The organism is Variovorax sp. 01N429, from assembly GCF_056399425.1.
Map to the genome: position 1 here is coordinate 1 of NZ_JBFTRG010000011.1, position 25,359 is coordinate 25,359.

Sequence of the window (25,359 nt, forward strand, 5' to 3'; positions counted from 1 at the left end):
ATAGCTACTCTGGTTGTGGTTGGTCTCGCAAAAGTACGCGGCAGCGTCCCGCACATAGTCGCAGGGGCTCCGCTTCAGCGCCGTCCAAACCGCGACGAGGTCGGCATTGGCGTCATTGAGGATGTACGCAGGGTAGTCGGACGCCAGAAAGACAGAGCCCGCACCGACGAACGGCTCGATGAGACGCGCGCCCGCCGGAAGAAGGGGAAGGAGAGACTTGAGCAATCGCTGCTTGCCGCCGGCCCACTTGAGGAACGGACGGGTGCTGGTGGTTGGATGCTTGTGCATCCGCCGTCTAGCGGATGTTGTTTATCCTTCCCGACGCGGCTGGGGAATTGCGAAGATGGGAGGCGAATGTGTGTCTCGCGAACAAACTGCACGCCATCAAGGGACGGGCGAACCGACTGAGGACGGGAAGCGGACGGGCGAGATATCGCGAATGGCGCAGCAAGCCCTTGTCAGTTTGTAATACCCGCATCTCGATGTGCCCACATTGGCAGGTCGCTTGCAGTCGCCGCGCTCACACTTGTCGGGATTCTTCAGGGCATGTTTCGCCGCTGTTGCGTCATGCGGAGGACGCTAGATTGCCGTTGCGCGGGTTTGGCCAATCTGGTCAAGACCACGTTCGCTGAGACGAACGATTCAGCGGACAAGGGGCTCGTAGCAGCGGCCGCGCAGACCTGGTCCGAGCCGGCTCATGCACCGACCTAGGCGTTCAGCGTCGCGGCCTCGATCACTAGTCGAAGGCGGTGGACGCTATCGCCGTCCTCCACATCTGGAGGTGCTTTTCTGAATGGGATCGGCACACGCCTCAGTGCCATCGGGACGCAGGCAATTTCGATGAACGAGCGCCAGCTCTGTCTTCTTTCGGAGCGTATGACCGTGGCGACCGCGTTGCCGACGGCACTCACTTTAAGTCGCGTAAGTCCAGCAAGGAAGCGGTGTCCTTGAGCTCAAGATCAGAAGGAAAGGCAATGCGAGTGAGCTTCTCTGCTTCGGCACGCGAACCTTAAACCCAGGTGCTGACGAGAGAACTCTGATTCAGGCGAGCGAGCAGGCGTTACGTTAACCGGTATGGGCAAACGGGGCGAACTTGCGATAGATTTAAAGATTCGCGGACTGGGCAGTGCAAGGCTGCGCTTTACTTGACTTTAAACCGCGACTCATGTGATGTCGCATCGCGTGCAGGCAGACGTCTCCTGGCATGCAGGGGTCATAGGAGTTCTTCTCGCATGTAGACGCTTTCGCGTCCCTATGCTGATGACATGCTCAAAAGTTCACGTCATCCCCCACCCGCCCGGCGCATTCGAAGGCTCCTCTCCGCACGGTTCAGTAGCGCGGCATGAGCGACGGGGCGGGAGTGGATGGACCTCGAACTGCTGGCCCGATTGCACCTTGACCTGGAAGAGGCGAACTCGGGTGAAGCTCCTCGATGAGGGGCCGTGCTCAGCACAGCGCGCACTGCTGGACGCTGCGTGCTAAGCGAACTTCGGCTCCGTCGCCAGAAACCCGTGGCCGCCTTAGGCGGCATCGCTAGACAGATCGCAGAGGCCCTCTCTGTATTTGTCAGGCCAACATGAATGAACCTTTTTCTTCTCGACCGCCCGCGCTGAGGGCGGCCGGTGAAAGCAGCGCGGGCGGGCGAAGGGGCCCGTATAGCGCTCAATTGCTTGTTGCAGCGTTGGAGTCCGAAGCGATTCGGCGGCGCCACACAGTTCGGGATTTGGCTGTCGCGATAGGAGTGCACCCCGCGCACTGGTATCGCTTGCGGGCAACGCCTAAACTCCTTGCCCGGTGTGAACGTCCGACACTCGAGAGCATTGCGGTGTACTTAAAGTGGCCACCCAGCCAGGTATTGCTCGCTAGCGGAGCGATCGGTTTAAGCGAGCTCGAAGCCCTCTTGGGAGGGGAGGATGCCGTGTCTGCGACGCTTGCGCAGCTCGAACGCAGTCCTCTTGGGGCAGCTCTGGCCAGACCTCTATCGAGCGCAAGCCGAGACCATCAATTGCTGGTCGCTGAACTTTACGCTGCCCTTCAAGCAGAGCGGCTTCGCTGCACCCGTCTGCAGGGATTGGCTGACCGGCCTGAGGCTTAAAGTGATTTATTGATGCGGCCAACTTCCAGTTGGCCGCATCGTCTTTGACGACCAAACTCGTTCCTGCGTCAATTGCTTTAAATCAGCGATGCGTCTTAAGACTAAATTCGCTCCATATCCTATGGTCCCTCGCGTGTGACGCACACCAGAGAGTGCATGTGCTAATCGACACGTTTAATCGACCTGGCGCAATCTTTCGTCCAGTGAGGTGCGCAAATGGATCGTTTTATTCGGATTGAAGTGAGTATTGGAAGCTCGGCTGTAAACCGATTTACAGGCGAAATAGTGTCATCGCGGCCGTCGCTTGTAGACACAGTCCGACTATTCGACTTGGCTACTGGTTCCTGCGTATCGGCGATCCAGAGCTATCCCCACTACGTCGAATCGCCCGTTGTACTTGTGCAGCGGCTATTAAATCAGAGGGGCCTGAGCGAACCGCTTAATTCGGAGTTGCCCGAAGAGGCAACGGTGGCGCTCACTTTAAGCCGGGATCCCCAAGCTGTATTCGCGACTACTTTGCTCCAAATTGAATACTCTGATCGACATCTTTTGTGCCGCATCGTGACGGATGAAAGCTTGGTCGAGAAGGCTAGCTCGCCAGGGCCTGTGATCAGACACACCGCTGCAAGTGCGGTTGTCTGGGCCGTGAACTCGACGATGGGGCGGCAGGCGTGCGCTGCGCTCCCGACCGCCTTGTGCTCGATACCGATCCGCGCGCGCGCAGGTCAAACGGCATTTGTCCGGATGGCAGATGTCCCCGAGTTCGCTCGCAGACGTTTCTGCAAGCGAACGGGCATTAGTTTGAGCGACGAACAGATTGACGCAACCGTTTGGAAGACGTACCTCCGGTCCGTGAGGCACGAGCGGCAATGCGAATTGACGTTAGCGCAGATGGGGCCTGCAATCTTCAAACATTCAGTTTCACTCTAGGCAGTTGAGGTATTTGCTTGAAAGAAAGAAGAACTCTAATCTTCTCCCAACTACCTAAATCACAGATGCTGAAATAGATAAAGCAAACGCCAGCTCCCTTTCGAGAACCGGCGCTGCCGACCGCCCTGACGGGGCCGTCTGAGGTTGTGGGACCCTCATGACAGTATCGTCAGTGCTGCCAATAGCGTCAAGGGGCGCTTGCGTCTGCTTTCCAGGAAATCAACCTGAGGAGCAACGATGCATGGACACATCCCTTTTGACGGCGCCCGCGAGGTCGTCTCTCGCTCGCCCACACGTACTGTGGGTCTCGTCAATGCGCCTTGGGCGCAGCCTCACCCGGTTGAACACGAAAGCGACAACGAACGAAATTACGTCATCTCTGCGCTCCTTTGCCCGTGGCTGCTCACGTTGGTGCATCAGCCATGCACGCTAACGGTCGGTTCACGCAAGTACACGCCCGATTTTGCTCAGAAATTCCTGGACCGAACTGGAGCCTTTATAGAAGTCAAGATGGGGAATCGCGTGAAGGAGAACCGCAGCCTCTTCAACGACGTCGCATTCCAACTTCGTGCAAAAGGCTACGAGTTTTACGTCGTCCATGACGGGCAGAGCAATGCAGAAGGAAGAGCAGAGCGGGCGGAGATTGCCCGCAAGTACGGGATGCATACGGTCCCTCCCGAGAAACGCAGCTCGGTAGAGGAACTGCTATCCATCGCGGGGCCTGAAGGGCTCGCATTCGGACTAGTGATGGAGAAGTGCGGTGTTTCCAGATGGGACGTGCTCCACCTCGTGTGCCGCCGTGTCATTTCGCTGGACAGGTACCTCCACATGAGCGATGACGACTCGGTTTTCCTGGCGCCGAAGCTGCCCCGTAATTGCTCGAAAAGCTTCGGAGAGTGGTTTGGCTGCTCGCCGTGGAACGATGGCGGAAATTAAGAGCAGGAGCGGTCATGTCCATCTTCGTATTGGAAGAAGGTTTGGTCCTTCGGCGTGGTTGCCAAACTTTGGAGTATCTGCGTCAAATCGACAAGGACACATACCAATTTGAGGACAAGCGGACCCGGATGGTCCAAAATTTCAAGTTAAGCCGTCTTGTTGCAGATATTGGCTCTGGGCGGTTAACGGTGATACTTGGGAATACGCCGCATTCTTCTAATCCGGAAAACCAAGAAAATCAGCCGGTAATATTGATTGACCTTGCGTCACTTAAGGAGAAGGATCGAAATCAAATTGAGCGCGCAATGGATTACATCCTATGGATGCGTCGTAAAAATATCACCAAAGGTCAGCGATTTCGGATAGAAAACGAAATTCCAAAAGTCGCAAAGAGCCGAGAGGAAGCACGCCAGAAGACGGGCGATTGTTCCAAAGAGAATTTGCCTAGCGCGGCGGCGGTAATGACGTGGATGCGCGTCTACGAAAGGTCGGGTTGCAATCCAGCAGCGCTGCTGTCCGGTAATCGCTGTAGAAGGCGGCAGAAGAGACTTCCTGACAAGGTCAATGAGGTCGTGGACAAAAAGATCCGCTCCGTCTACCTCACGACGTTCCACCACACTTTGCGGCATACGTATGAGTTGATCCATAGGGAACTCAAGAGCCTTGTGGCCCAAGGGAAACTGGCCGCACGTGACGCTCGCGTTAGCTTGGCAACGATTCACAGGCGGGTGCAGGAGTTCGACCCCTATGACCGCGACCGAGCACGGTATGGGCCCCTATATGCCCGAGCGAAGTACCGCACAACGGTCGAAGGAAATCGTGCATCGCGCGTCCTCCAGCGCCTGGAGTGTGACCATACGCCATTAAATTTCGTCGTCGTCTGCGACAGAACGTGGCTGCCATTGGGTCGGCCAACACTGACGGTGCTGGTCGACTCAAACAGTGGCTACATAGTCGGCGTTTACGTCAGCTTTTATGGACCCGGCCTAACTTCAGCGATAAACGTCATTAAGAACGGAGTCATGCCCAAGGATGACTGGGCCGCAATGGCAGGCCTTTCGAAACCGTGGCTTGGGTTTGGAATTCCAGAAATGCTTGTATTTGACAATGGCTTGGAATTTCACTCGCGCCAGCTACGCCTGGTTGCATGGGAACTCGGTGTAGACATTAAGTACTGCCGCACGCGAATGCCCTGGGTAAAACCGCGGGTCGAACGTTTCTTTGCGGAGCTTGACTATTTGACTTTGACGCAGGGCCGCATAGCAAAGCCAACACCGAAGGTGACGTACACGGATGCAGCCAAACAAAACTGCATCACCTTTTCGGCTTTCGTGATTGGTCTTCTCAAGTTCGTGGTTGAGATTCATCCATTCGAGCTCAATAATCGGCGTCTAGAAAAGCCCTTTGATGTGTTCAAGGACGGCATGGATTTCTTGCCGCCCCCTGCATTTCCGTTAGACGTTGAGCGCCTCAACTTGATCGCGGCAATGAGCAAGGAATTGACGATTGCCCACCACGGCGTGGAGCTCTATGGGCTTAATTATGCAGGCTCTGAACTGCGTGATCTACGGCGCCGCGCCGGAGCGAAATTCAAAACGCTTGTGAAATGGAGTCCCGACGATTTGTCTTTTGTTTACGTGAAGGACCCGATGAACGATGCTTGGGTGATAGCACCTAGCATGCAGCCCGAATACACCAAGGATCTGTCGTGGGTGCAGCACGTGGCCATCCGTACCTTCAAACGCTCCCAGGCTGTCCATGGGGCAGAGGCTCTCATGCAATCGCGCCTCGCGCTCAGCGATTTTTGGCATAACGAAATGCAGAATTCAAGAAAGCGAATTTCGCAGCAAAGAGGGGCTAAGTTCATGGGTATTTCCTCCAATCAGTTGCTGCTTCCATCGCAATCAATTAGCCCTGGACTACTCGTGGCACGCGAGGAATCGCCTGTGGATATTAAAAATATCCCGCCGTTGGAAACTTTTATTCTCTGAATTAATGAGGTGCAGAAATGATAGTGTCAGATCAAGCCATTAATCCCGATTTCTCTGAGTATGAATATTTCCAGGAGCCCCAGCTGACTCGACGCAAAGCGACTTATTCCGAGTTGGCATTGAAGTCGGTAGAGTCGATAGAATCCGTTAATGTCGCGTGGACTGAGTTTATCCAGGTTACAGATGCGCTTGAGCGCATTTATACGCATTCGACTCGTGACACCGATCGTCCGTATGGGCTCTGCATTCACGGCCCCCACCTTACGGGCAAATGGACCGCTGTGGAATATTTTTATCGAACCCACGTGTCGCGTGAGCTCGTCGCGGTAAGGCGGCACGAAATAGTGATGATTCGTGCCATTCGGTCTGGTCGCGCCGAACCGCTCCTATCGGCGCTGCTTCGGCACTATGGGTATCCGATCAAGGTAATTGGTCCTGGTTCAATTGAGGCGAGAATCAACGTTATTCTGGCTGCAATTGAACAAAAAAGGACGAAGGTGATTTGCATCCGGAATGCCGACAATTTGCTGGTTCCGGCCGGAATGCCTCGGGGGTCGGCATCCTCGGCAACCGATGTTCTCACGCAAATAATGGACGATCGGAAGATAGGCGTCGTTCTTGCTGGATCTGATCGATTGTTGACGCTAAAAGATGCCGACCCCTTGTTTGCAAGTCGTATTCAAACATTTGAGCGTCTAGGTAACTTTGAGGCATTGCAATCTTGGTTGTCCTTTGTGAAGGCCTTTTTCGACAGTTGCAATCGTTTTGATTTTAATTTCTTCTGGGTGGACGGTCAGGCTGAAAAGCTTTATGCGGTTTGTACTGGAAACCCCGGGCTATTCAAAATGTTTATAGTTGAGTGCGCGCTGTGCGCGGCGGAACGGGGCTCGCGAGAAATAACGCTGGAGGACGTGAAGAAGGCTTTTCGCGCCTTCTTTGGTTCCTCGACACCGATGGTCAACCCGTATGAAAACGCTCGATGAGCTTCCCGTTGCGGTGGGCAGGCATGACCAGGAGGCTCCACTCGGCTGGCTCTTTAGGACGGCAGTCGCCAACGACCTGTCGATGCCCGAGTTGCTTGGCCTGTTGGGGGCTAGGGGTCTGCGTGATGTCGACGTGAGGCGCACCGGACTATGGATGAGCGCTGCAAGGGCGCGCGAGGTCGACGGTTGCGGCGGGAGCGGCGAGACCCTTCGCTATTTGGGTCAGTTGATTTGGCCGCCGTTTCTGTTGCGATTGAGGCGGCCCCAGATTTGCGTGAGGTGCATTGATGAGTCGGGCTTCTGCCATGCAGCGTGGGAGTTCTCTTGCTTCTGCGTCTGTACGGCGCATGAGTGCAGGCTCGTTGATCGATGCGGAAGGTGCGGGCGTGGCTTACGTTGGTTCCGCCCGGCGTTGGACGTCTGCGATTGCGGCGCCTATCTGCATGACGACGGGCACGGCCTGCCTGAGTCTGAAGTGGTTTGGTTTGCTTCCGAAGTACTCGCGAGATCGTGCTGCGGTGATTCTGGAGCAGCAACCGTGGGCGATTTCTCGTTCTTGGAGGCCTTTCCTTGGTGGCGCTCAATCTCGCTGAGCGGTCTCATGCAGATCGTGCTGGCATGCGGAGTCCAGACAAGCTCAAAGCCCCCCAGTTGGGGAGCGCTGCATCGGACCTCAACCAGGGAGTGGACTGAACTTGTAAGCCGAGGACTGAAGCGGCTGCGTCTCCTGGGAGAGGCTACTTTGGAGAGCGCCACGGGTCTGGACCTGAGGGGCTTGGTTTGGGAGGGCGCTTTGGAATCAACAGCCCTGCGGCCGACGATCGCCTCCGACAGAGATGCCGCGTTGAGCATTCTTGATTTGGTATTTGGACCGGTCGCAGGTGCTCGTCTTCGCCAACAACGGGTTGGAAGGCAACTCGAACTATTTGGAGTTGGCCAATGAGTGATCATGATCTTCACGGGGTTTGCGAATACGAGTTCTTGGAAGCGCCGAGCAGTTGGTTGGTGCGCGTCGCACTTGGCCAAGGCGTGCCAGTAAACGAGCTGTGCAAATGGCTCGAAATCAAGTATGGCCCCGACTTAGACATCAATTTCGCCGAAGCGAATGTCCGGGCAATCGCGCGCAGGTGCGGTTTTGCGGAAACCACTTTCTTTCCCATAAGCCGAATGCTGAGGTCGATCCAATCCTTGGGATACGGCGAACCCCCACTACTGCAGGCGGGTTCAAAGGCTGCCTACCAATTCTGTTCCATTTGTTTGCGCGAGCAGGAGACGCCATTCTTTCCCCTTCATTGGAGGCTGCGGCCCTACAAGATGTGCTACCGGCATTCATGCCTGATGGAAAGAATGTGCTCTTTGTGCGGTCGCTCAGTGACGTTGGCGCGTCAGCGTGCAGAAATTGCACGAGCGTCCATTGCATTTGTGACTCAGTGCATGTGCTGTGGTCATTTGCTTTCGAAGGCAGAGCCGGTTTTCGTGAGCGAGCTGTCTTACCAGGATTTGAGCTGGCAAGAACGCGAGCAATTGGATAACGGCTGTGCATTCGCGTCTGCGCTTGCTTTTGACCTCACTGCACGGTGGTTTCGTGCGGGAAACCTTTTCCAGTCGGAAGGCGACTTACTGGAAATCCTGCCTGGGGATTGGATTCCTTCACCAGACGCGATCCGACGGCGCAAGCTGGGCACAGCTGCTTGAGCGCCCGGAGCGCTACTTTTGACCTCGATTCAAACCGGTAGCCCCCGATCCGCTCGTTCAGCTTCAAAGGAGATTGACTATGAGGCAAAGCAAGATTCGTGTACAGGATGGCTTCGGGCTCCGGTCCGTCCGGGGACGTGAGCATCGGCGCATGGCAGCGCGTATCACCGAAAGTGAACCAAAGTGGTCATGGGAGATCGATGTCATTTGCATCGGGACGCATGAAGGTGCGCTTTATCTAAGCGTCGTCGTGGGCCAGTTCTTCCGTGACATGATTGGCTGGTCCATGGGTCAGCACGAAGGCACTGGCTTGGTGCTCTGCGCGTTGCGGAGCGCATTGCGACGTCGGCGGCCCAAAGGCCTTGTCACCGTCAGGACGGATCACAGCCAACTGTACAGCGGACGTGTTTGGCAAGAGTTCCTTTGCGAACACAACCTTGCCTGGAGTCGTTCTCGTTACCTTCCCGGCAAGAGCGCCGCAGAGAGGTTTTTCCAGTTCCTTGGCAAAGAGCAAATTCGTCACGGGATTTACCCGACTCGCGATCGCGCGCAGGCCGAGGTTCTCCGCTGCATCAGCAAGTGGTCGCGCTGATCTGCGCGCCACGGTGCCAGCGATACGGCGGTTCCATCAGGGCGCGAATTTCCGCAAGCACTCTGGCTGTCGCGAAGAAATAGTTCAAAGTTAAGCGAGTCAGATTGGCGATGATTCAGCATTAAGCGGGACGAGAGTTCAACGCTCGGTGCGAAAAGCAGCTACCTACCTAGGTAGCCGACTTCGGTGCTCAGTGAGAATCGACAATCGTGAACGGGAGACCGGTTGGGCCCGTGAACCCGCGTCTCAGGGTTTACCCCTGATGGTCGGCGCTGCGCCCGGGGCGGTCGGCCTGTTCTCTTCGTCCGGGTCCACCAGCAGGCGTGGCACGGTGGAAACCCGCTCGGCTTCGACCTTGCTGAACTCCTGGTCGCCGGCGATGAAACGGATTTCATACTCGCCCAATCGGATCACGTCATCATGAACCAGCATTTGGGACAGGATCCGGTCGCCATTGACGAAGGTGCCGTTGCGGCTGCCCAGGTCGGTGATCGTGACGAATGCCGGCTCGACCGTGACCACCGCATGCACGCGGCTTGCCTGGGGCGAGTCGACGGCGATGCTGTTTTGCGGGCCTCGGCCGATGGTGTTTTCATTGGGTGCGAGCGAGATCAACCTCGTTTCGCCAGAGATCGTCTTCATGATCAATTGAGGCATGTCGCGGAGTATGAGTTGTTTCGCCCGGTCAAGGGGGCGTGCGATGTCTCGGCCGCTTGAGGTAGGCATCGCGAACGATCAGCGCCATCGTCTCGACAGGGGTGAAGACAAGCGATGCGCTCGCAAACACGGCCAAGCAGAAGTCGCCAAGCTGGAACACCGGCGCCGGATCCGGCTGAGCGAGAAACCCGCTGAGAGCCACCGCGTGGATGACGAAGAGAAGGAAGTTGGTTGCGACCGCCACCGCGAGCAATCGGTTCGGAAACATGGCGGAGCAGATGAGCGCCTGCAATGTCGCGGCGGCCAGGAGCGCCATGGCAAGGGGATATCCCGCGGTATATGCCTCCAGGCCCAGCGCCGCGAGGATGAGCGACGCCGCGGCGAGAAGCGCAGATTTGCGACGAACCGACGCAATGGCGGCCGGCGGCCGCATCGACGCCATCAGCGGTCTGGCGTGCCGCCGATCGCGTCAGCGGACCGGCCGAGCTGCAGACGGAGTTCACGCGCAAGATCGGAGTTGCTCCATGGTCCGGCATGGTTCATCAGCCATCCGCACATGAGCACCATCGCAAGCACGCCCAGGGTGTAGAAGTCGGTTTCCATGTCCGTATTCCTCGCTGTTCCGATGCGTGCAGTCTGCAGCGTGACGGATCGATTGGATATCTGCCAATCGACAGGTGTCGGCAGGTGTTGACAGGTGTTGCCCTTCGGCACCTATTGCTTTCGACATCGGATTCCTTCACTTCCGGCGCGACCCGAGCAACCTGGATCGGTCTTTCTCCAGTTGCCTGAGCTGATCCAGCTGTGCAGGGCAATCGGCCTGGGTTCCGATGAGCATGACGGGGTTTCTTCGCAGAGCGGTGACGGTCTTTTCGACTTGCACCGGATCCCGATGTTTCACGACCAGGCCGGCGGCGACGGCCGCCTTCGACTGCTTGTAGAAGCCCCTCTCGAAAGCCGGCGTGCCACAGCGCGCAGCGATCACGCGGTAGTCGGCCTCCTGTTGCTCGATCGACAACGGCGAATCATCCACGGCTTGCTGGGCTGCAGCAAACCACGGAGCCCCGAGCGATATCGGAAGAAGACTTGCGGCAAAGACGAAGCGCGCATTCATGGATACCTCGCATTCACGCGGTGCGCGAATGAAGATAAGAGCGCGTTTCGTCCGAAGAGTTGCGACTCGTCAACTGATCAGCTGATCAACTGGTTTTTCAGCGCGTAGTAGGTCAGGTCGCTGTTGGACGAAAGATTCATCTTCTCCATCAGGCGGCTGCGATACGTGCTCACTGTCTTGACCGAAAGCGAGAGGTGTTCCGCGATGCTGCCGGCGGTCTCGCCGGTCGCGAGCTTGAGGAACACCTGGAACTCCCTCTCCGACAACTGCTCGTGCGGTGCCACATCGTTGTTCCGGTCGAGCTGGCGCGCGAGGAGTTCGGCCACGCCGGGCGTGATGTAGCGACGCCCCAGCGAAATCGTGCGGATAGCCTCCACGATCTCCGCCGGATCGCATTCCTTGTTCAGGTAGCCGCTCGCGCCCTGGCGGATCAGGTTCATGGCGTAGTGTTCTTCGGGATAGCCGCTCAGGATCAGAATGCCCGTATCGGGTGCCTTGGCGCGAACCATCGCAATGGCATCGATGCCACTCTGGCCCGGCATGGAGAGGTCCATGACCAGCACGTCGATTTCTGTTGAGCGAACGAGGTCGATGGCTTCGCGGCCGCTGGATGCCTCGCCGACGACGCGCAGGTCAACATGCTGCGAGAAAAAGTCGCGGAGACCCGAACGCACGATGGCATGGTCGTCCACGATTCCGATCTTGATCATCTGATTCCCCTCGTTGTTGGCAGCCGAGAGAATGCCCTCGAAGGACGCAGGAGCCCGTCTGCCTCGGCGCCGATGGCGCGTAGGAGAGAGGCCAAGATCGCCGAAGGTCAGGGGGCGGGCGCGATCGCCTTGTCGACGATGGACTGTGCCTCGGCCAATATGCGTTGCAGATGTTCGGCGCCGCGAAAGCTTTCACCGTAGATCTTGTAGATGTTCTCGGTCCCTGAGGGTCGGGCCGCGAACCATCCGCCTTCAGAGATGACCTTGATGCCGCCGATGGCCGCGCCGTTTCCGGGTGCGTGGCTCAGCACGTTCACGATCTTGTCTCCGGCGAGTTCGCTCGCGCTCAACTGCTGCGGAGACAGCGCGGCCAGCTGTTTCTTCTGCGGCGGTGTTGCTGGCGCATCGATCCGGTCGCCCACGGGATGATCGAATTCGTCGGCAAGCGCTGCATAGAGCGCTCCCGGATCGCGGCCTGTGCGCGCAGTGATCTCGGCCGAGAGCAGTGCCGCCGTGATGCCGTCCTTGTCGGTCGTCCACACCGAGCCGTCGCGCCGAAGGAAGGTGGCGCCCGCGCTTTCCTCACCGACGAAGCCGAGTGACCCGTCCTGCAGACCATCCACGAACCACTTGAATCCAACCGGCACTTCATAAAGGCGCCGGCCCAGCCTTGCGGCGAGCCTGTCGATAAGCTGCGTCGAGACGACAGTCTTGCCCACGGCGGCGCTGGCGGGCCACTGGGGTCGATGTTGGAACAGGTAGTCGATCGCCACCGATAGATAGTGGTTCGGCGCGAGCAAACCCGCGCTGCGGGTGACGATGCCGTGGCGATCGTGATCGGTGTCGCAGGCAAAGCCCACGTCGAAGCGATCCTTCATGTCGAGCAGCCGCTGCATGGCGTACGGGGACGAAGGGTCCATGCGAATCTGGCCGTCCCAGTCGAGCGTCATGAAGCCGAACTGGGGGTCGACCGCTTCGCTGACGACGGCGAGGTCGATGTTGTACCGGTCTGCGATCGCCGCCCAGTAGTGCACGCCTGCGCCGCCGAGCGGATCGACGCCCATGCTGACCTTGGCGCCACGGATTGCGTCCATGTCGATGACGTTGCCCAGGTCGCCCACGTAGGCGTCGATGAAATCATGACGGCGCGTCGTCGCAGCCCGCAATGCCGCGCCGTGCGGAATGCGCTTGACGCCATCGAGCCGCCGCTCGAGATAGCGGTTGGCAGCGGCTTCCATCCAGGACGTGATGCCCTGGGCAGCCGGGCCCCCGTTCGGCGGGTTGTACTTGAAGCCGCCATCGCGCGGCGGGTTGTGCGACGGCGTGACCACGATGCCGTCGGCCAGGCGATCCGGAAGGCCGCGGTTGTGCGTCAGGATCGCGTGCGATACGGCGGGCGTGGGAGTGAACTCGTCGTTCGTCGCGATCATGACGTCCACGCCGTTGGCCGCGAGGACTTCGAGCGCGCTTTCGCTCGCGGGGCGCGACAACGCGTGAGTGTCGATGCCGAGGAACAGTGGGCCATCGATGCCCTGGGTCTTGCGGTAGTCGCAGATCGCCTGCGTGATCGCAAGCACGTGCCATTCGTTGAACGAGCATTCCAGCGCCGTGCCGCGATGCCCGGACGTGCCGAAAGCGACGCGCTGCGCAGCAACGCCGGGGTCCGGAACGTTGTCGCGGTAGGCGGCGATGAGTCCATCGACGTCGATCAGCGACGCGTCGGGCGCCGGCTTTCCGGCGAGGGGACTGAGTCGTGTCGACATGGAGGCCTCACCTATGGGTTATGCGCATGCCTCGCCAATTGCGCCTTGGCAGCAGCAACGACATGCGCCGCGTCGAAGCCGAAATGCGCCTCGGCAACCTTGCCGGGCGCCGAGAGCCCGAAGCTGCGCATGCCGATGACCGCGCCGCCGCGGCCGACATAGCGCTCCCAGCCCAGCGGCGAGGCTTCTTCAACGGCGACGCGCGCGGCAACGTCCGGCGGCAGCACGCTGTCGCGGTACTCATCGCCCTGTTGTTCGAAGAGGTCCCACGAAGGCATGCTGACGACGCGAGCCTTGATGCCCTCCGCCTTCAACTGCTCGTAAGCATCGATGCAGAGCCTGACCTCGCTTCCGGTGCCCAGCAGCAGAACGTCCGGTCGCCCGCTGTCGGCATCGGCGAGCACATAGGCGCCGCGTGCTACGCCGCTGGCGCTGGCGTACTTGCCGCGGTCGAACGTGGGCACCGCCTGCCGCGAGAGCACGAGGCTTGCCGGGCCATCGGTGAGGCGCATGACGATCCGCCAGGCTTCGACGACTTCGTTCGCGTCTGCCGGACGCAGCAACACCATGCCGGGCATGGCGCGGAACGAGGCGAGTTGTTCGACCGGCTGGTGGGTCGGTCCGTCTTCGCCCATGCTGATCGAATCGTGCGTCCACACGTAGATCACGGGGATGCCCATCATCGCGCTGAGCCGCACCGCGCCGCGGCAGTAGTCCGTGAAGATGAAAAAAGTCGACGCGTAGGCGCGCAGCTTCGACAGGGTCATGCCGCTCACGGCTGCGCACATCGCGTGCTCGCGGACACCGAAGTGGAAGTTGCGGCCGCGATGTCCGGCACTGTCGAATTCGCCTGCGCCCTCGAAGCCGAGCGAGGTCTTCGTCGACGGCGACAGATCGGCAGCGCCACCGAGCAGCCACGGCATGCGCTTGGCGATGGCGTTCAGCACCTTGCCTGAAGATTCGCGCGTGGCGACGCCCTTTGCGTCCGCCGGAAAGGTCGGCAAATCGCTGTCCCATCCGACGGGGAGTTCGCCGCGCTGCATGTGTTCAACTTGCGCCGCGAGGTCGGCATGCTGCGTGCGGTAGGCGGCGAAGCGTTCGTTCCATGCATCGCGCGCGCTTGTTCCGCGCTGGCCGAAGTTCGCGTGGAAATGCTCCCGCACGCCGTCCGGCACGGCGAACTGAGCGTCCGGATCGAAGCCGTAGAACTGCTTGGCCAGCCGCACTTCATCGGCGCCGAGCGCCTCGCCATGCGCTTCCTTGGTGTCCTGCCTGTGCGGCGCGCCATAGCCGATGTGGCTGCGGACGATGATGAGCGTCGGCCTGTCTTGGGTCTCGCTGAATTCCTCGAGGGCTCGGGTCACTGCTTCCAGGTCGTTTGCATCGGCCACGCGAAGGACCTTCCATCCATAGGCCTCGAAGCGGGCGCCGACGTTCTCGTCGAAGGCCAGCGAGGTCGAGCCTTCGATGCTGATCTGGTTGGCGTCGTAGATCCAGCAGAGGTTCGATAGCTTCAGGTGTCCGGCGAGCGATGCGGCTTCGGCACATACACCTTCCATCATGTCGCCGTCGCCGCACAGCGCATAGACGTTGTAGTCGAACAGCGCGTGGCCCGGCTTGTTATAGGTGCCCGCGAGCCACTCACCTGCGATGGCCATGCCCACGCTGGTCGCGGCGCCCTGGCCCAGCGGGCCTGTGGTGGTCTCCACGCCGGAAGTCCATGCATATTCAGGATGACCGGTGCAACGGCTTCCGGCCTGGCGAAAGGTCTGGAGATCTTCCATGGTGACCGCAAGGCGTTCGCCCTCGTAGTGAGGTCCCTTGCCCTTCACGCCGCACAGATACAGCATGCTGTACAGCAGCGCCGAAGCATGTCCGGCGGACAAGACGAAGCGATCGCGATTCAGCCACTCAGGATCGTTCGGGTCGAAGCGCAGAAAGCGCTGCCAGAGGCAGTACGCAGTGGGCGCCGCACCCATCGGCGTTCCCGGATGTCCCGAGTTCGCCTTTTGAACCGCATCGATCGACAAGGTGCGCAGCGTGTTGATGCACAGCAGGTCGAGGGTCTTGTCTTGCGTCATCGCATCCGTCTCCGAAGGATCATCCTTGGGTTTTCGGCGGCCGCTCGGGCTTTTCCGCATGTCCGCCGAATTGGTGCCGCAGTGCCGACAAGACACGGTTCGAAAAATCCGCCTCGCCGCGCGAACTGAAGCGCGCGTAGAGTGCTGCGGTCAGCACTGGCGCCGGCACGCCTTCGTCAATGGCGGCCTGCACGGTCCAGCGGCCTTCGCCGGAATCCGAAACGCGCCCCTGGAAAGTCTCCAGCCCCGGATCGGTCGTGAGCGCAGCGGCAGTCAGGTCGAGCAGCCATGAACTGATGACGCTGCCCCTCCGCCAGAGTTCCGTGATCTCCGGGAGGTTCATGTCGTACTGATAAAGCTCGGGGTCGCGCAGGGGGGTGGTTTCGGCATCGATGTCGTGCGTGTGCTTGCCGATCCCGGCGCCTCGCAGGATGTTCAAGCCTTCCGCATAGGCAGCCATCAAGCCATATTCGATGCCGTTGTGAACCATCTTGACGAAATGGCCTGCGCCATGCGGCCCACAATGCAGATACCCCTGTTCGGCGGTTCCGCTGCCGGGTACGCGCCCGGGTGTCGGCTTGAGATCGCCCGCGCCGGGCGCCAGTGTCGCGAACAGCGGCGAGAGGTGCTGAACGGTCTCAGGCTCGCCGCCGATCATCAGGCAGTAGCCGCGGTCGAATCCCGCGACACCGCCGCTGGTGCCGACATCGACGTAGTGCAGGCCTGAATTGCGCAACAGGATCGCGCGGCGGATGTCGTCGCGATAGTAGGAATTGCCGCCGTCGATCACGATGTCACCGGCGTCGAGCAACGGTGTCAGGCTTTTGAGCGCCGAATCGACCACCGCAGCGGGCACCATCAGCCAGATTGCGCGCGGGCGCGTCAGCTTGGCGACGAAATCCTGCAGCGTGGCCGCCCCGGTCGCGCCTTGTGCGGCAAGCCGTTCGATCGAAGCCGGGGCGTTGTCGTGCACCACACATTCGTGGCCCCCGCGCATGAGGCGGCTGGTCATGTTGGCGCCCATGCGTCCGAGTCCGATCATGCCGAGTTGCATCGTTTGCTCCTGCCCGTTCAAAGCCATTGGTTGAGGATCGTGATCGGCGATCATCTTCCCGGCCAACCGAAATGTCGAGCGCGCCCCTGTAGGCCAACCGCGCTTCTGAACCCATCCTTCAGAGGCGATCAGAGCAGGTCGGTCGGCACGAACCACGAGAACAGCAGCAGCTTCAGCTTGACCAGCGCGCTGGCGTCGGGCTCCCGGTCGAGGACCATGTTTTGGCCGTCGGTGGTGACCCACTGGATCGTGTCGGTGCCCGGCTTCAGGCGGACCTCGTAGACGCTTTCGACGTTGTCGATCTGGAACGCATCGAGCAACCGGTGCGTCACCTCATAGCTTTGCAGACGCACGCCGAGTTCGGTGTTGATGTAGGCCGAGCGCGGATCGAAGTTGAGCGAGCCGACCAGCGCCCATTCACGATCGATCAGCGCGAGCTTGGCGTGCAGGGCGCCGCGCGACTGCTTGAACACCTTGCGCAGATTGACGCTTCGCTTGATCTGTTCGGAGCTCACTTCATAGAGCGTGACACCGAGCTTCAGCATCTCGACTCGGAAGCGGTTGTAGTGGAAGTTGACGAGCGGCTCGTCGGTGTCGGCCAGCGAATTGGTTGCGACGGTGACGCGGATGCCGCGCGCGCGCAATCGCGCAATGTGATCCATGCCCGCATCGCCCGGCAGGAAGTACGGCGTGATGATGTTGATGTCCGACTTGGCCTCGTCGAAAAGCTCGCGCATCCGCTCGGCCACCGTGGGCGGCCGATTCGGCGGGGGCGCGTCATCGTCTTCCAGCAGGAGCGCCTTGGTGGGGGAGTCCGCAACGGCATTGGCGCGCGTCGGAATCAGCTCCAGCTTGCCCTGCGCGAGGGCGGCGCTCACGGACGGGTCGCCGAACATGTCGCCGTCCACGAGGGTTGGAGGCGGGGGCGCCTCTGTCGGTGAGGTCAGCCTGTCGAACCTCGCGCGGGACGCGTCTGCGGATTCAGCGGCCGGCACGATGTCGTGCAGCGGATAGACCACTTCGCTGTTCCAGTAGTTGTCGAAGATGGTCTCGAGTTCGGTCACCACCGGCCCCGCAAGCAGCACGTCGAGGTCGATGAAATTGGCGCCAGCGCTGCGCAGAAAGTACTCGTCAGCGAGATTTCGCCCCCCCGCGATCGCGATGGCACCGTCGACGACGAAGAGCTTGTTGTGCATCCGATGGTTGAGTCGCCGAAAGTCGGTCGCGAAGTTGAGCCATCGGGTCGCACTGTGGTCCCGACCCGCAACGATGGGGTTGAAGAGCCGGATCTCCACGTTCGGATAGGCGGCAAGCCCCAGCAGCATCGGGTCGAGCTTGGTGGTGTAGAAGTCGTCGAGCAGAAGCCTGACGCGCACACCCCGGCGAGCAGCGTCGCGCAACTCGCGCAGGATCAACTTGCCGGTCTTGTCATTGCCCAGCAGGTAATACTGCAGGTCGAGCGCGGTCTGGGCGTGCCGAATGAGGGCGAGGCGCGCATCCAGCGCGTACGCCGCCTGCGGCAGCACCCGCGCGCCGGACAAGCCCTCGGGCTCCGCATGGAAGGCCGCGGTCAGCCTGCCCAGTTCGGTAGCCGGGGAAAAGGTGGCGGCCGGCTCATAGCTCACTGCGGTGCGCGATGGCAAGCTGGCGCAGGCCGAAACCAGGCAGACGAGCGCGATCGCGAAACAACGAAACGCAGTAGCAAGCAACACGCGGGATATGGACATGGACCGCCGATGAACCGGCGGGCGGATCGTAGCCGCGCCCGCGCGTCCTGGCTGCATAGGGGCAATCCTAGGGTCAGTCCCCGCATCGCAGGCGCGCGGCCGCCTCAGAATCGCCGCGATGAAGTTTTCCGTTGCCGCCTCTGCCTGCCTGTTGCTCGCCAACTCTTTGGCGGCCCATGCGCAAGACGTCGGCAACCCCCCGACACTCGGCGAGGTCACCGTCTCCACGCCCCGCGGGACCGAGCCGGTCTTCGATGTCGCCGGCTCTGTGGACCGGGTGGAAGGCGCCGACATGCGCGACAACCGGCTGGGCGTGAACCTGTCGGAGAGCCTGAACTCAGTGCCTGGCCTGCAGATCCAGAACCGCCAGAACTACGCGCAGGACCTGCAGTTGTCGATCCGCGGCTTCGGCGCGCGCTCGAGCTTCGGCGTGCGCGGCGTGCGGCTGTACGTCGACGGCATCCCCGCGACCTTACCCGACGGACAGGGGCAGACCTCCAACATCGACATCGGCTCGATCGACCGCGTCGAAGTACTGCGCGGGCCTTTTTCCTCGCTCTACGGCAACTCCTCGGGCGGCGTGATCCAGACCTTTACCGAGACCGGCGAAGGTCCGCCCAAACTGGGCTTCTCGATCGCCGGGGGGAGCTTCGGCACGCTGCGGATCGGTTCGATCATCAGCGGCTCTTCCGGCGCGGTGGACTACCTGCTGAGCGGCAGCCACTTCGAGACCGACGGCTATCGCGACCACAGCGCCGCAACGCGCGACATCGTCAACGGCAAGTTGGGCATCACCTTCGACGACGGCAGCCGCCTCAGCCTGGTCGCCAACACGGTGCACCTCGATGCCCAGGACCCACTGGGGCTCACCGCCGATCAATATGCGCTGAACCCCCGCAGCGCGAGCGTGGCCACGCAGTTCGACACCCGCAAGAGCGTCGACCAGACGCAAGCAGGCCTGACCTACGACCGCCGCATCGACGCGGACAACACATTGCGCCTCATGGTGTATGGCGGTGAGCGCAAGACCAGCCAGTTCCAGGCCATTCCGCCTTCGGCCCAGGTGAGCCCGCTGAGTGCCGGTGGCGTGATTGGCCTCGCGCGAGACTTCGGCGGTGTCGACCTGCGATGGACGTCGCAGATGAAGCTGGCCGATCGCCCTTTCGAGCTCGTCGCGGGGCTGGACTATGACGACCTGCGCGAGCACCGCACCGGCTACGAGAACTACATCGGCGCGGTTTCCAAGCCCATCCTGGGCGTGCAGGGCAGGCTGCGGCGCAACGAGACCAATACGGTGCACAACCTGGACCCCTATGTGCAGGGCACCTGGCACTTTGCCGAGCGCTGGACGCTCGAAGCGGGCGTGCGCCGCAGCACGGTGGACTTCGATTCGCAGGATCAATACATCATCGGTGCGAACCGGGACGACAGCGGCAGCGCTCGCTACGCCGAGACGCTGCCCGTGGCGTCGCTGCGCTACCAGCCGACGCGCGACCTGGCGTTCTACACCTCCGTGGGCCGCGGCTTCGAGACGCCGACGCTCAACGAGTTGTCCTACCGCGCTGATGGCTTGGGGGGGCTGAATTTCGCCCTCCAACCCGCGACCAACGAAAGCGTCGAAGTGGGAGCCAAGGCGCGCATCGCAGGGGGCCTGCTCACGGCCGCGGTGTTCCAGACGCGCACCGACGACGAGATCGTGACCGCCACGAACATCGGCGGCCGGGCAACCTACCAAAACGCCGGCCGCACCCGACGCGATGGCTTCGAACTGGCCTGGCAGCACGAGACGGAAAACCACTGGCGCACCCAGCTTGCCTACACCTGGCTCGATGCGCGCTACAGCGACCCGTTTTGCTCGACCGTGCCGTGCAGCGCGGGCAGCTTCGTGCCGGCCGGCAATCACATCCCGGGCATTGCCCCGCAGATGTTCTTCGCCTCGTTCGGCTGGGTGCCGCCTGAGGGCTGGCGCGCGGGCACCGAAGTGCGAGCGATGGCGAGCGTGCAGGCCAACGATCGCAACACGATCAGCGCGCCGGGCTATGGCCTGCTGGCGCTGTTCGCGGGCTACGTCAAGCATTGGGAGCACTGGGAAATCAACGCCTTCGTGCGCATCGACAACGTGCTCGACAAGCGCTACATCGGCTCGGTCATCGTCAACGAGGGCAACTTTCGTTACTTCGAGCCGGCACCAGGGCGCAACTGGACGCTGGGCGTGAGTGGGGCGTATCGTTTCTGAATTCCGACAGGGGGTGCCTATGGAATTCAAGGATCGACACGATGCGGGCCGCGTGCTCGCCAAGGCGCTCGATGCATGGCGCGGGCGTCAGGATGTGCAAGTGCTGGCGCTGCCGCGCGGCGGTGTGCCTGTTGCGTGGGAGGTCGCGCAAGCATTGGGAGCGCCGCTGGACGTGCTGGTCGTGCGCAAGCTGGGCCTGCCAGGGCACGAAGAGTTCGCGATGGGCGCCATCGCATCGGGCGGCGTGCAGGTGATGGAAGAGCTGAGCCATGCCTGGCCCGTGTCCGAAGAGGCGGTCGAAGCGGTGGTTGCGCGCGAGCAGGCCGAACTGGTGCGCCGGGAGCAGCTTTATCGCAGCGGCCGGCCGCCCCTGGAACTGGCAGGGCGCGTGCTGATCATCGTTGATGACGGCCTGGCAACGGGTGCCACCATGCGCGCGGCCGTGATGGCGGCTCGGGCGGGCAAGCCTGAACGGATCATCGTCGCGATACCCGTAGCGTCTTCAGAGGCCGTGCAGAGTGTGGGTGCGGTTGCCGATGAGGTGGTTTGTGTTTTCGCGCCGGAGCACTTTCGTGCCGTGGGCCTCTGGTACCAGGACTTCGAGCAGACGAGCGATGAAGAGGTCAGGCAATTGCTGACCGGCAGCCGTTGACCTCGAGAAAGCAAAAAGGCCCGCCGGACGCTTGAAACGTCTGCGGGCCCTGGTCGGCGATGCGCCGAACTGAATCAGAGACCGGCTGCCTCGCGCAGGGCGGCTGCTTGTGCCGTGCTCTCCCACGTGAACTCGGGCTCTTCGCGGCCAAAGTGGCCGTAAGCCGCGGTCTTGGCATAGATCGGGCGCAGCAGGTCGAGCATCTGGATGATGCCCTTGGGACGCAGATCGAAGTGCTCTTGAATCAGCGCTGCGATCTTGTCGTCGGAAATCACGCCCGTGCCTTCGGTATAGACGGTCACGTTCATCGGCTTTGCCACACCGATCGCGTAGGCGACCTGGATCTGGCACTGCCGCGCCAGCCCGGCGGCGACGATGTTCTTGGCGACGTAGCGTGCAGCGTAGGCGGCCGAGCGGTCGACCTTGCTCGGGTCCTTGCCCGAGAACGCGCCGCCACCGTGCGGGCAAGCGCCGCCGTAGGTGTCGACGATGATCTTGCGGCCGGTGAGGCCGCAGTCGCCCTGTGGGCCGCCGATGACGAAGCGGCCGGTCGGGTTGATCAGGTAGCGCGTGTCCTTGAGCCATTCCTTTGGCAGCACCGGCTTGATGATTTCCTCGATGACCGCCTCGACGAAGGAAGGCTTCATCTGGGTTGCGGTCTCGCTCTGGTCAGGGTGGTGCTGTGTGGAAAGCACGACGGTGTCGATGCTGTGCGGCTTGCCGTCGACATAGCGCATCGTCACCTGGCTCTTGGCATCGGGACGCAGAAAGGGCAGGCGGCCGTCCTTGCGCAACTGGGCCTGGCGTTCGACGAGGCGATGGGCGTAGTAGATGGGCGCCGGCATCAGTTCGGGTGTCTCGTCGCAGGCATAGCCGAACATCAGGCCCTGGTCGCCGGCGCCGGTGTTGAGGTGGTCGTCGCTCGCGTGGTCCACGCCCTGTGCGATGTCGTTGGACTGCTTGTCATAGCAGACCATTACTGCGCAGCCCTTGTAGTCGATGCCGTAGTCGGTGTTGTCGTAGCCGATGCGCTTGATGGTATCGCGCGCTACCTGGATGTAGTCGACATGCGCGTTGGTGGTGATTTCGCCGGCCAGCACGACGAGACCGGTGTTGGTCAGCGTCTCGGCAGCGACGCGCGAGCGGGGGTCCTGTGCAAAGATCGCGTCGAGGATTGCATCGGAAATCTGGTCGGCCACCTTGTCTGGATGGCCCTCGGAAACCGATTCGGAAGTGAAGAGAAAGTCGTTCGCCATTTCGATGTAACTCCATGCTGGTCGGTTGGCGCGTTGCCAACCCTATTGGAGCTTTGGCGAACGCTTTAGCAGTGTTGTTTAAGGTCGCCCTGCAAGTAGTTCCATAACTCAGCGACAATTTGGATTCTATTCGAGCCGCGCTGTAGGCTGCGCGCGCGTCATGGTTTCACCCCCCTTGCTTCGATGATTTTTCTGTTCCGATTGCTTGCTCGTGTGCCGTTGCCGTGGATGCACGCGCTCGGCGGCGGCCTGGGCTGGCTGGTCTGGTGGACGGCGCCGGACTACCGCCGGCGCTTTCGGGAAAACGCCGAGGCAGCCGGCTTCACGCCCGGCGAGTACCGCCCGGCCATTGCCGCGGCGGGGGCCATGGTGGGCGAACTTCCGTGGGTCTGGGCTCGGCCACGGGGTGAAAGCCTGCTGCCGCACATCGTGCGATGGGACGGCATCGAGGCATTCGAAGCAGCGCTGGCCGAACGCAAGGGCGTGATCCTCGTGTCGCCTCATCTCGGCAGTTGGGAAACGTTTGGCCAAGCCGTGGGCGAACGCTTCTTCGAGAAGTACGGACCGATCACGGCACTCTTTCGACCCGCTCGCAAGAAATTCATGGCCAATCTGATTGCCGGCTCGCGCGACAGGCCTGGTCTGCAGACCTTGCCGACCACTGTTTCCGGCGTGCGTGGACTCATCCGCACGTTGCGCGGGGGGGGCTACACCGGCATCCTGCCCGACCAGGTACCGCCGCTCGGGCAGGGCGTCTGGGCTCCGTTTCTCGGCCGGCCGGCCTACACGATGACCTTGCTGCCGCGTCTTGCTCAGCAGACGGGCGCTCGCGTTTTCCTCGGCGTGTGCGAGCGGCTACCTCGCGGCGCAGGCTACGCCATACGCTTCGAGCCATTCGATGGCACCGCCATGAGCGATCCCAAGGCCACGCCAGAGGCCGCCGCCACCGCGATGAACCAAGGCATCGAGCGGCTGATCCGCAGCCTTCCTGGCCAGTACGTTTGGGACTACGCGCGCTACAAGCAGCCGCGCGCCGAAACGGTCACGGCGGCATCGCCAGGGGATCGCGCATGAGCCTGACTTCCAAGCTCGGCATCGAGTTCATGCGGGCCTTGGCGCATGTGCCATTGCCACTGATACGCGGCTTCGGCAAGGCGCTCGGGCCGGTCTTGCACGCGCTCGCCGCGCCGCGCCGGCGTGTCGTGGATGCCAATCTGGCGCTGTGCTTTCCCGAAAAATCCGCGGCGGAGCGTCGGCGCATCGCGCGCGAGACGTTTGTCTACGTGGCGCAATCGTGGCTGGACCGAAGCTGGCTCTGGCATGCGCCGGAGCACGTTGTCGCCAGCCGGCTCAAGGTGGTGGGCGCTGCCAGCGAAATCGACGAAATTGCCAATGGCAAGGAGCCGATGATTTTGTTCGCGCCGCATTTCTACGGCCTCGATGCCGCAGCCACGGCGCTGACCATGCATACGGCGCGTCCTTCGACCACCATCTACACCACGCAACGCGACCCCCTGATCGACGAGTGGATCAGCGAAGGCCGCAAGCGCTTCGGCAACGTGATCACGCTCAACCGCGTCGACGGCATCAAGCCCATCATCGCGGGTCTGCGAAAAGGAGGGTTGCTCTACCTCTTGCCGGACATGGATTTCGGCCGCGACCAGACTGTGTTCGTGCCGTTCTACGGTGTACAGGCTGCCACCGTGCCGTCGCTCTCGCGCTTCGCGCGGTTGGGGCGCGCCAAGGTGGTGCCGATCGTGTCGAAGCTCGTCAAGGGGGGCTATGAAATCCAGGTGCTGCCCGCCTGGCAGAACTTCCCGACCGATGACGTGATCGCCGATACGACGCTCATGAACGAGCGCTTGCAAGGCTATATCGACACGATGCCGTCGCAGTACTACTGGGTGCATCGCCGCTTCAAGACGCGACCCGAAGGAGAAGCGAGCGTCTATTGAGAGGGCTTTCGAGAGGGATTTCGGTTCCCCTTGACGAAGGCTTCTATTTCGGCGGCGACCCGTTGAGACTGTTCGTGAACGATCCAGTGCGTAGCGCCCGGGATCTTCCTGATGTCGAGGTCCGGCACGTAGTCGTCCAGACCGTCGAGCAGACCCGGCAGGAGCGCTGCATCATCCATGGCCCAGAGCACCAGCGTCGGGGCGCTGACGGTCAAGCGTTCTCTCGGCAGCGTCGGAATCTGTGACGGCTGCCCGGGCATCGGCGGCTTCAGCGGAGTCACGCGGTACAGATTGCACGCCCCGGTCAGGCCGGCGTCCCATACCTCGCGATATTGGTTCTTGACGTCTTCCGTAAGCCAGCCGAAGCCATCGGCGCCGGCCTTCATCAGTTCGAAGAACGGCCACATGCGGCGATAGTCGTCGGCTGAAAGCAGCGTCTCGGCATCGGGCCGTGCAAGGAAGTTCATGTAGGCGCTGGCGGCCTGCTGTGCGGGGTTGTTCTGCAGTTCTCGCATGAACGTGCCCGGGTGCGGCGAATTGATGATGACCAGCTTGCCGAGTTTGTCGGGATGTTGGTTTGCATAGCCCCAGCCAAATGCACCGCCCCAGTCGTGCGCGACGAGCACGTCGATCTTTCCGTCCTTGCTTTCGCTTGCGGCAAGCTCGAAGACGTCCTGCACGAGCAGATGCGGGCGATAGGCCGCCACGTCTTTGGGCGAACTGGATTTCTCGAAGCCCCGAAGGTTTGGCGCCACGCACCGAAAGCCGCCATGCTCGGACTTGGCGAAGTGCTCGAGCAATTCGTCCCAGATGAAAGCCGCTTCGGGAAAGCCATGCAGGAACAGCATCAGCGGCCGGCCGGGGGCGCCGGTCGCCCTGCAGCTGAGCGTGGTGCCGTTGGGGAGCTGGCGGGCGAAAGTTTCGATCACGGG

21 protein-coding genes are annotated in these 25,359 nt (G+C 61.3%); 9 read left to right on the forward strand and 12 right to left on the reverse strand.

Features of this window, described 5'->3' with window-relative positions:
- A partial coding sequence (locus AC1DSF_RS19545) for a DNA adenine methylase (protein WP_478183279.1) occupies positions 1-288 on the reverse strand: 288 nt, incomplete at its 3' end.
- Positions 289-3,262: 2,974 nt separating this feature from the next.
- Here AC1DSF_RS19545 and AC1DSF_RS19550 point away from each other — a divergent pair.
- The 5 genes from AC1DSF_RS19550 to AC1DSF_RS19570 all read left to right on the forward strand — a co-directional run bounded on the left by AC1DSF_RS19550 (position 3,263) and on the right by AC1DSF_RS19570 (position 9,222).
- On the forward strand, positions 3,263-3,961 hold the full coding sequence (locus AC1DSF_RS19550; protein ID WP_478125422.1) for a hypothetical protein: 699 nt from the start codon (positions 3,263-3,265) through the stop codon (positions 3,959-3,961).
- Positions 3,962-3,975: 14 nt separating this feature from the next.
- The gene (locus tag AC1DSF_RS19555) at positions 3,976-5,952 is read left to right on the forward strand and encodes a hypothetical protein (RefSeq protein ID WP_478183280.1); all 1,977 of its coding nucleotides are present in this window, start codon (positions 3,976-3,978) and stop codon (positions 5,950-5,952) included.
- Between the two features lie 23 nt (positions 5,953-5,975).
- Positions 5,976-6,935, forward strand: coding sequence for a TniB family NTP-binding protein (locus AC1DSF_RS19560; protein WP_478183281.1), 960 nt, complete (start codon positions 5,976-5,978; stop codon positions 6,933-6,935).
- Positions 6,936-7,874: 939 nt separating this feature from the next.
- Positions 7,875-8,630, forward strand: coding sequence for a TniQ family protein (locus AC1DSF_RS19565; protein WP_478125425.1), 756 nt, complete (start codon positions 7,875-7,877; stop codon positions 8,628-8,630).
- A gap of 151 nt (positions 8,631-8,781) precedes the next feature.
- Positions 8,782-9,222 carry a DDE-type integrase/transposase/recombinase gene (locus tag AC1DSF_RS19570; RefSeq protein ID WP_478125426.1) on the forward strand — a complete coding sequence of 147 codons (441 nt, stop codon included), beginning with the start codon at positions 8,782-8,784 and terminating at the stop codon, positions 9,220-9,222.
- Between the two features lie 246 nt (positions 9,223-9,468).
- Here the strand turns inward: AC1DSF_RS19570 and AC1DSF_RS19575 are convergent, their stop codons facing one another.
- From AC1DSF_RS19575 to AC1DSF_RS19615, 9 genes are all read right to left on the reverse strand, one after another.
- The gene (locus AC1DSF_RS19575; protein ID WP_478145309.1) at positions 9,469-9,837 is read right to left on the reverse strand and encodes an FHA domain-containing protein; all 369 of its coding nucleotides are present in this window, start codon (positions 9,835-9,837) and stop codon (positions 9,469-9,471) included.
- 70 nt (positions 9,838-9,907) lie between these two features.
- Positions 9,908-10,312, reverse strand: coding sequence for a hypothetical protein (locus AC1DSF_RS19580; RefSeq protein WP_478145310.1), 405 nt, complete (start codon positions 10,310-10,312; stop codon positions 9,908-9,910).
- An 8-nt stretch (positions 10,313-10,320) separates the two neighbouring features.
- Positions 10,321-10,482, reverse strand: a complete 162-nt coding sequence (locus tag AC1DSF_RS19585) for a hypothetical protein (RefSeq protein ID WP_478125429.1) — start codon at positions 10,480-10,482, stop codon at positions 10,321-10,323.
- A 136-nt stretch (positions 10,483-10,618) separates the two neighbouring features.
- Entirely contained in the window at positions 10,619-10,993 is a 375-nt protein-coding gene (locus AC1DSF_RS19590) for a hypothetical protein (RefSeq protein ID WP_478183282.1), read from the reverse strand.
- Between the two features lie 77 nt (positions 10,994-11,070).
- A complete protein-coding gene (locus AC1DSF_RS19595) occupies positions 11,071-11,703 on the reverse strand; it encodes a response regulator (protein ID WP_478125431.1) in 633 nt (210 codons plus the stop codon).
- Positions 11,704-11,810: 107 nt separating this feature from the next.
- The gene (pgm, locus tag AC1DSF_RS19600) at positions 11,811-13,466 is read right to left on the reverse strand and encodes a phosphoglucomutase (alpha-D-glucose-1,6-bisphosphate-dependent) (RefSeq protein ID WP_478183283.1); all 1,656 of its coding nucleotides are present in this window, start codon (positions 13,464-13,466) and stop codon (positions 11,811-11,813) included.
- Positions 13,467-13,477: 11 nt separating this feature from the next.
- A complete protein-coding gene (tkt, locus tag AC1DSF_RS19605; RefSeq protein WP_478183284.1) occupies positions 13,478-15,547 on the reverse strand; it encodes a transketolase in 2,070 nt (689 codons plus the stop codon).
- Positions 15,548-15,566: 19 nt separating this feature from the next.
- Positions 15,567-16,601: a phosphogluconate dehydrogenase (NAD(+)-dependent, decarboxylating) gene (gene gnd / locus AC1DSF_RS19610; protein WP_478183285.1), complete on the reverse strand. Its 1,035-nt coding sequence runs from the start codon at positions 16,599-16,601 to the stop codon at positions 15,567-15,569.
- A 128-nt stretch (positions 16,602-16,729) separates the two neighbouring features.
- A complete protein-coding gene (locus AC1DSF_RS19615) occupies positions 16,730-18,328 on the reverse strand; it encodes a phospholipase D family protein (protein WP_478183286.1) in 1,599 nt (532 codons plus the stop codon).
- 118 nt (positions 18,329-18,446) lie between these two features.
- On the opposite strand from AC1DSF_RS19615, the gene AC1DSF_RS19620 reads away from it, so the two are divergent.
- Together AC1DSF_RS19620 and AC1DSF_RS19625 are read left to right on the forward strand one after the other, a co-directional pair.
- Entirely contained in the window at positions 18,447-20,564 is a 2,118-nt protein-coding gene (locus AC1DSF_RS19620; protein ID WP_478183287.1) for a TonB-dependent receptor family protein, read from the forward strand.
- A gap of 19 nt (positions 20,565-20,583) precedes the next feature.
- The gene (locus tag AC1DSF_RS19625) at positions 20,584-21,216 is read left to right on the forward strand and encodes a phosphoribosyltransferase (protein ID WP_478183288.1); all 633 of its coding nucleotides are present in this window, start codon (positions 20,584-20,586) and stop codon (positions 21,214-21,216) included.
- Positions 21,217-21,290: 74 nt separating this feature from the next.
- Here AC1DSF_RS19625 and metK read toward each other — a convergent pair whose 3' ends face one another.
- Complete coding sequence (gene metK, locus AC1DSF_RS19630) at positions 21,291-22,472, reverse strand: methionine adenosyltransferase (RefSeq protein WP_478125438.1); 1,182 nt, start codon at positions 22,470-22,472, stop codon at positions 21,291-21,293.
- Between the two features lie 183 nt (positions 22,473-22,655).
- On the opposite strand from metK, the gene AC1DSF_RS19635 reads away from it, so the two are divergent.
- Both AC1DSF_RS19635 and AC1DSF_RS19640 read left to right on the forward strand, forming a co-directional pair.
- Positions 22,656-23,546 carry a lysophospholipid acyltransferase family protein gene (locus AC1DSF_RS19635; RefSeq protein WP_478125439.1) on the forward strand — a complete coding sequence of 297 codons (891 nt, stop codon included), beginning with the start codon at positions 22,656-22,658 and terminating at the stop codon, positions 23,544-23,546.
- Positions 23,543-24,427 (forward strand): LpxL/LpxP family acyltransferase, encoded by an 885-nt coding sequence (locus tag AC1DSF_RS19640; RefSeq protein WP_478125440.1) that lies wholly within the window; start codon positions 23,543-23,545, stop codon positions 24,425-24,427. The genes AC1DSF_RS19635 and AC1DSF_RS19640 overlap by 4 nt, the downstream gene beginning before the upstream one ends.
- On the opposite strand, the gene AC1DSF_RS19645 is transcribed toward AC1DSF_RS19640, so the two are convergent.
- Entirely contained in the window at positions 24,421-25,356 is a 936-nt protein-coding gene (locus AC1DSF_RS19645; RefSeq protein ID WP_478183289.1) for an alpha/beta fold hydrolase, read from the reverse strand. The genes AC1DSF_RS19640 and AC1DSF_RS19645 overlap by 7 nt on opposite strands.
- Positions 25,357-25,359: the final 3 nt, after the last annotated feature.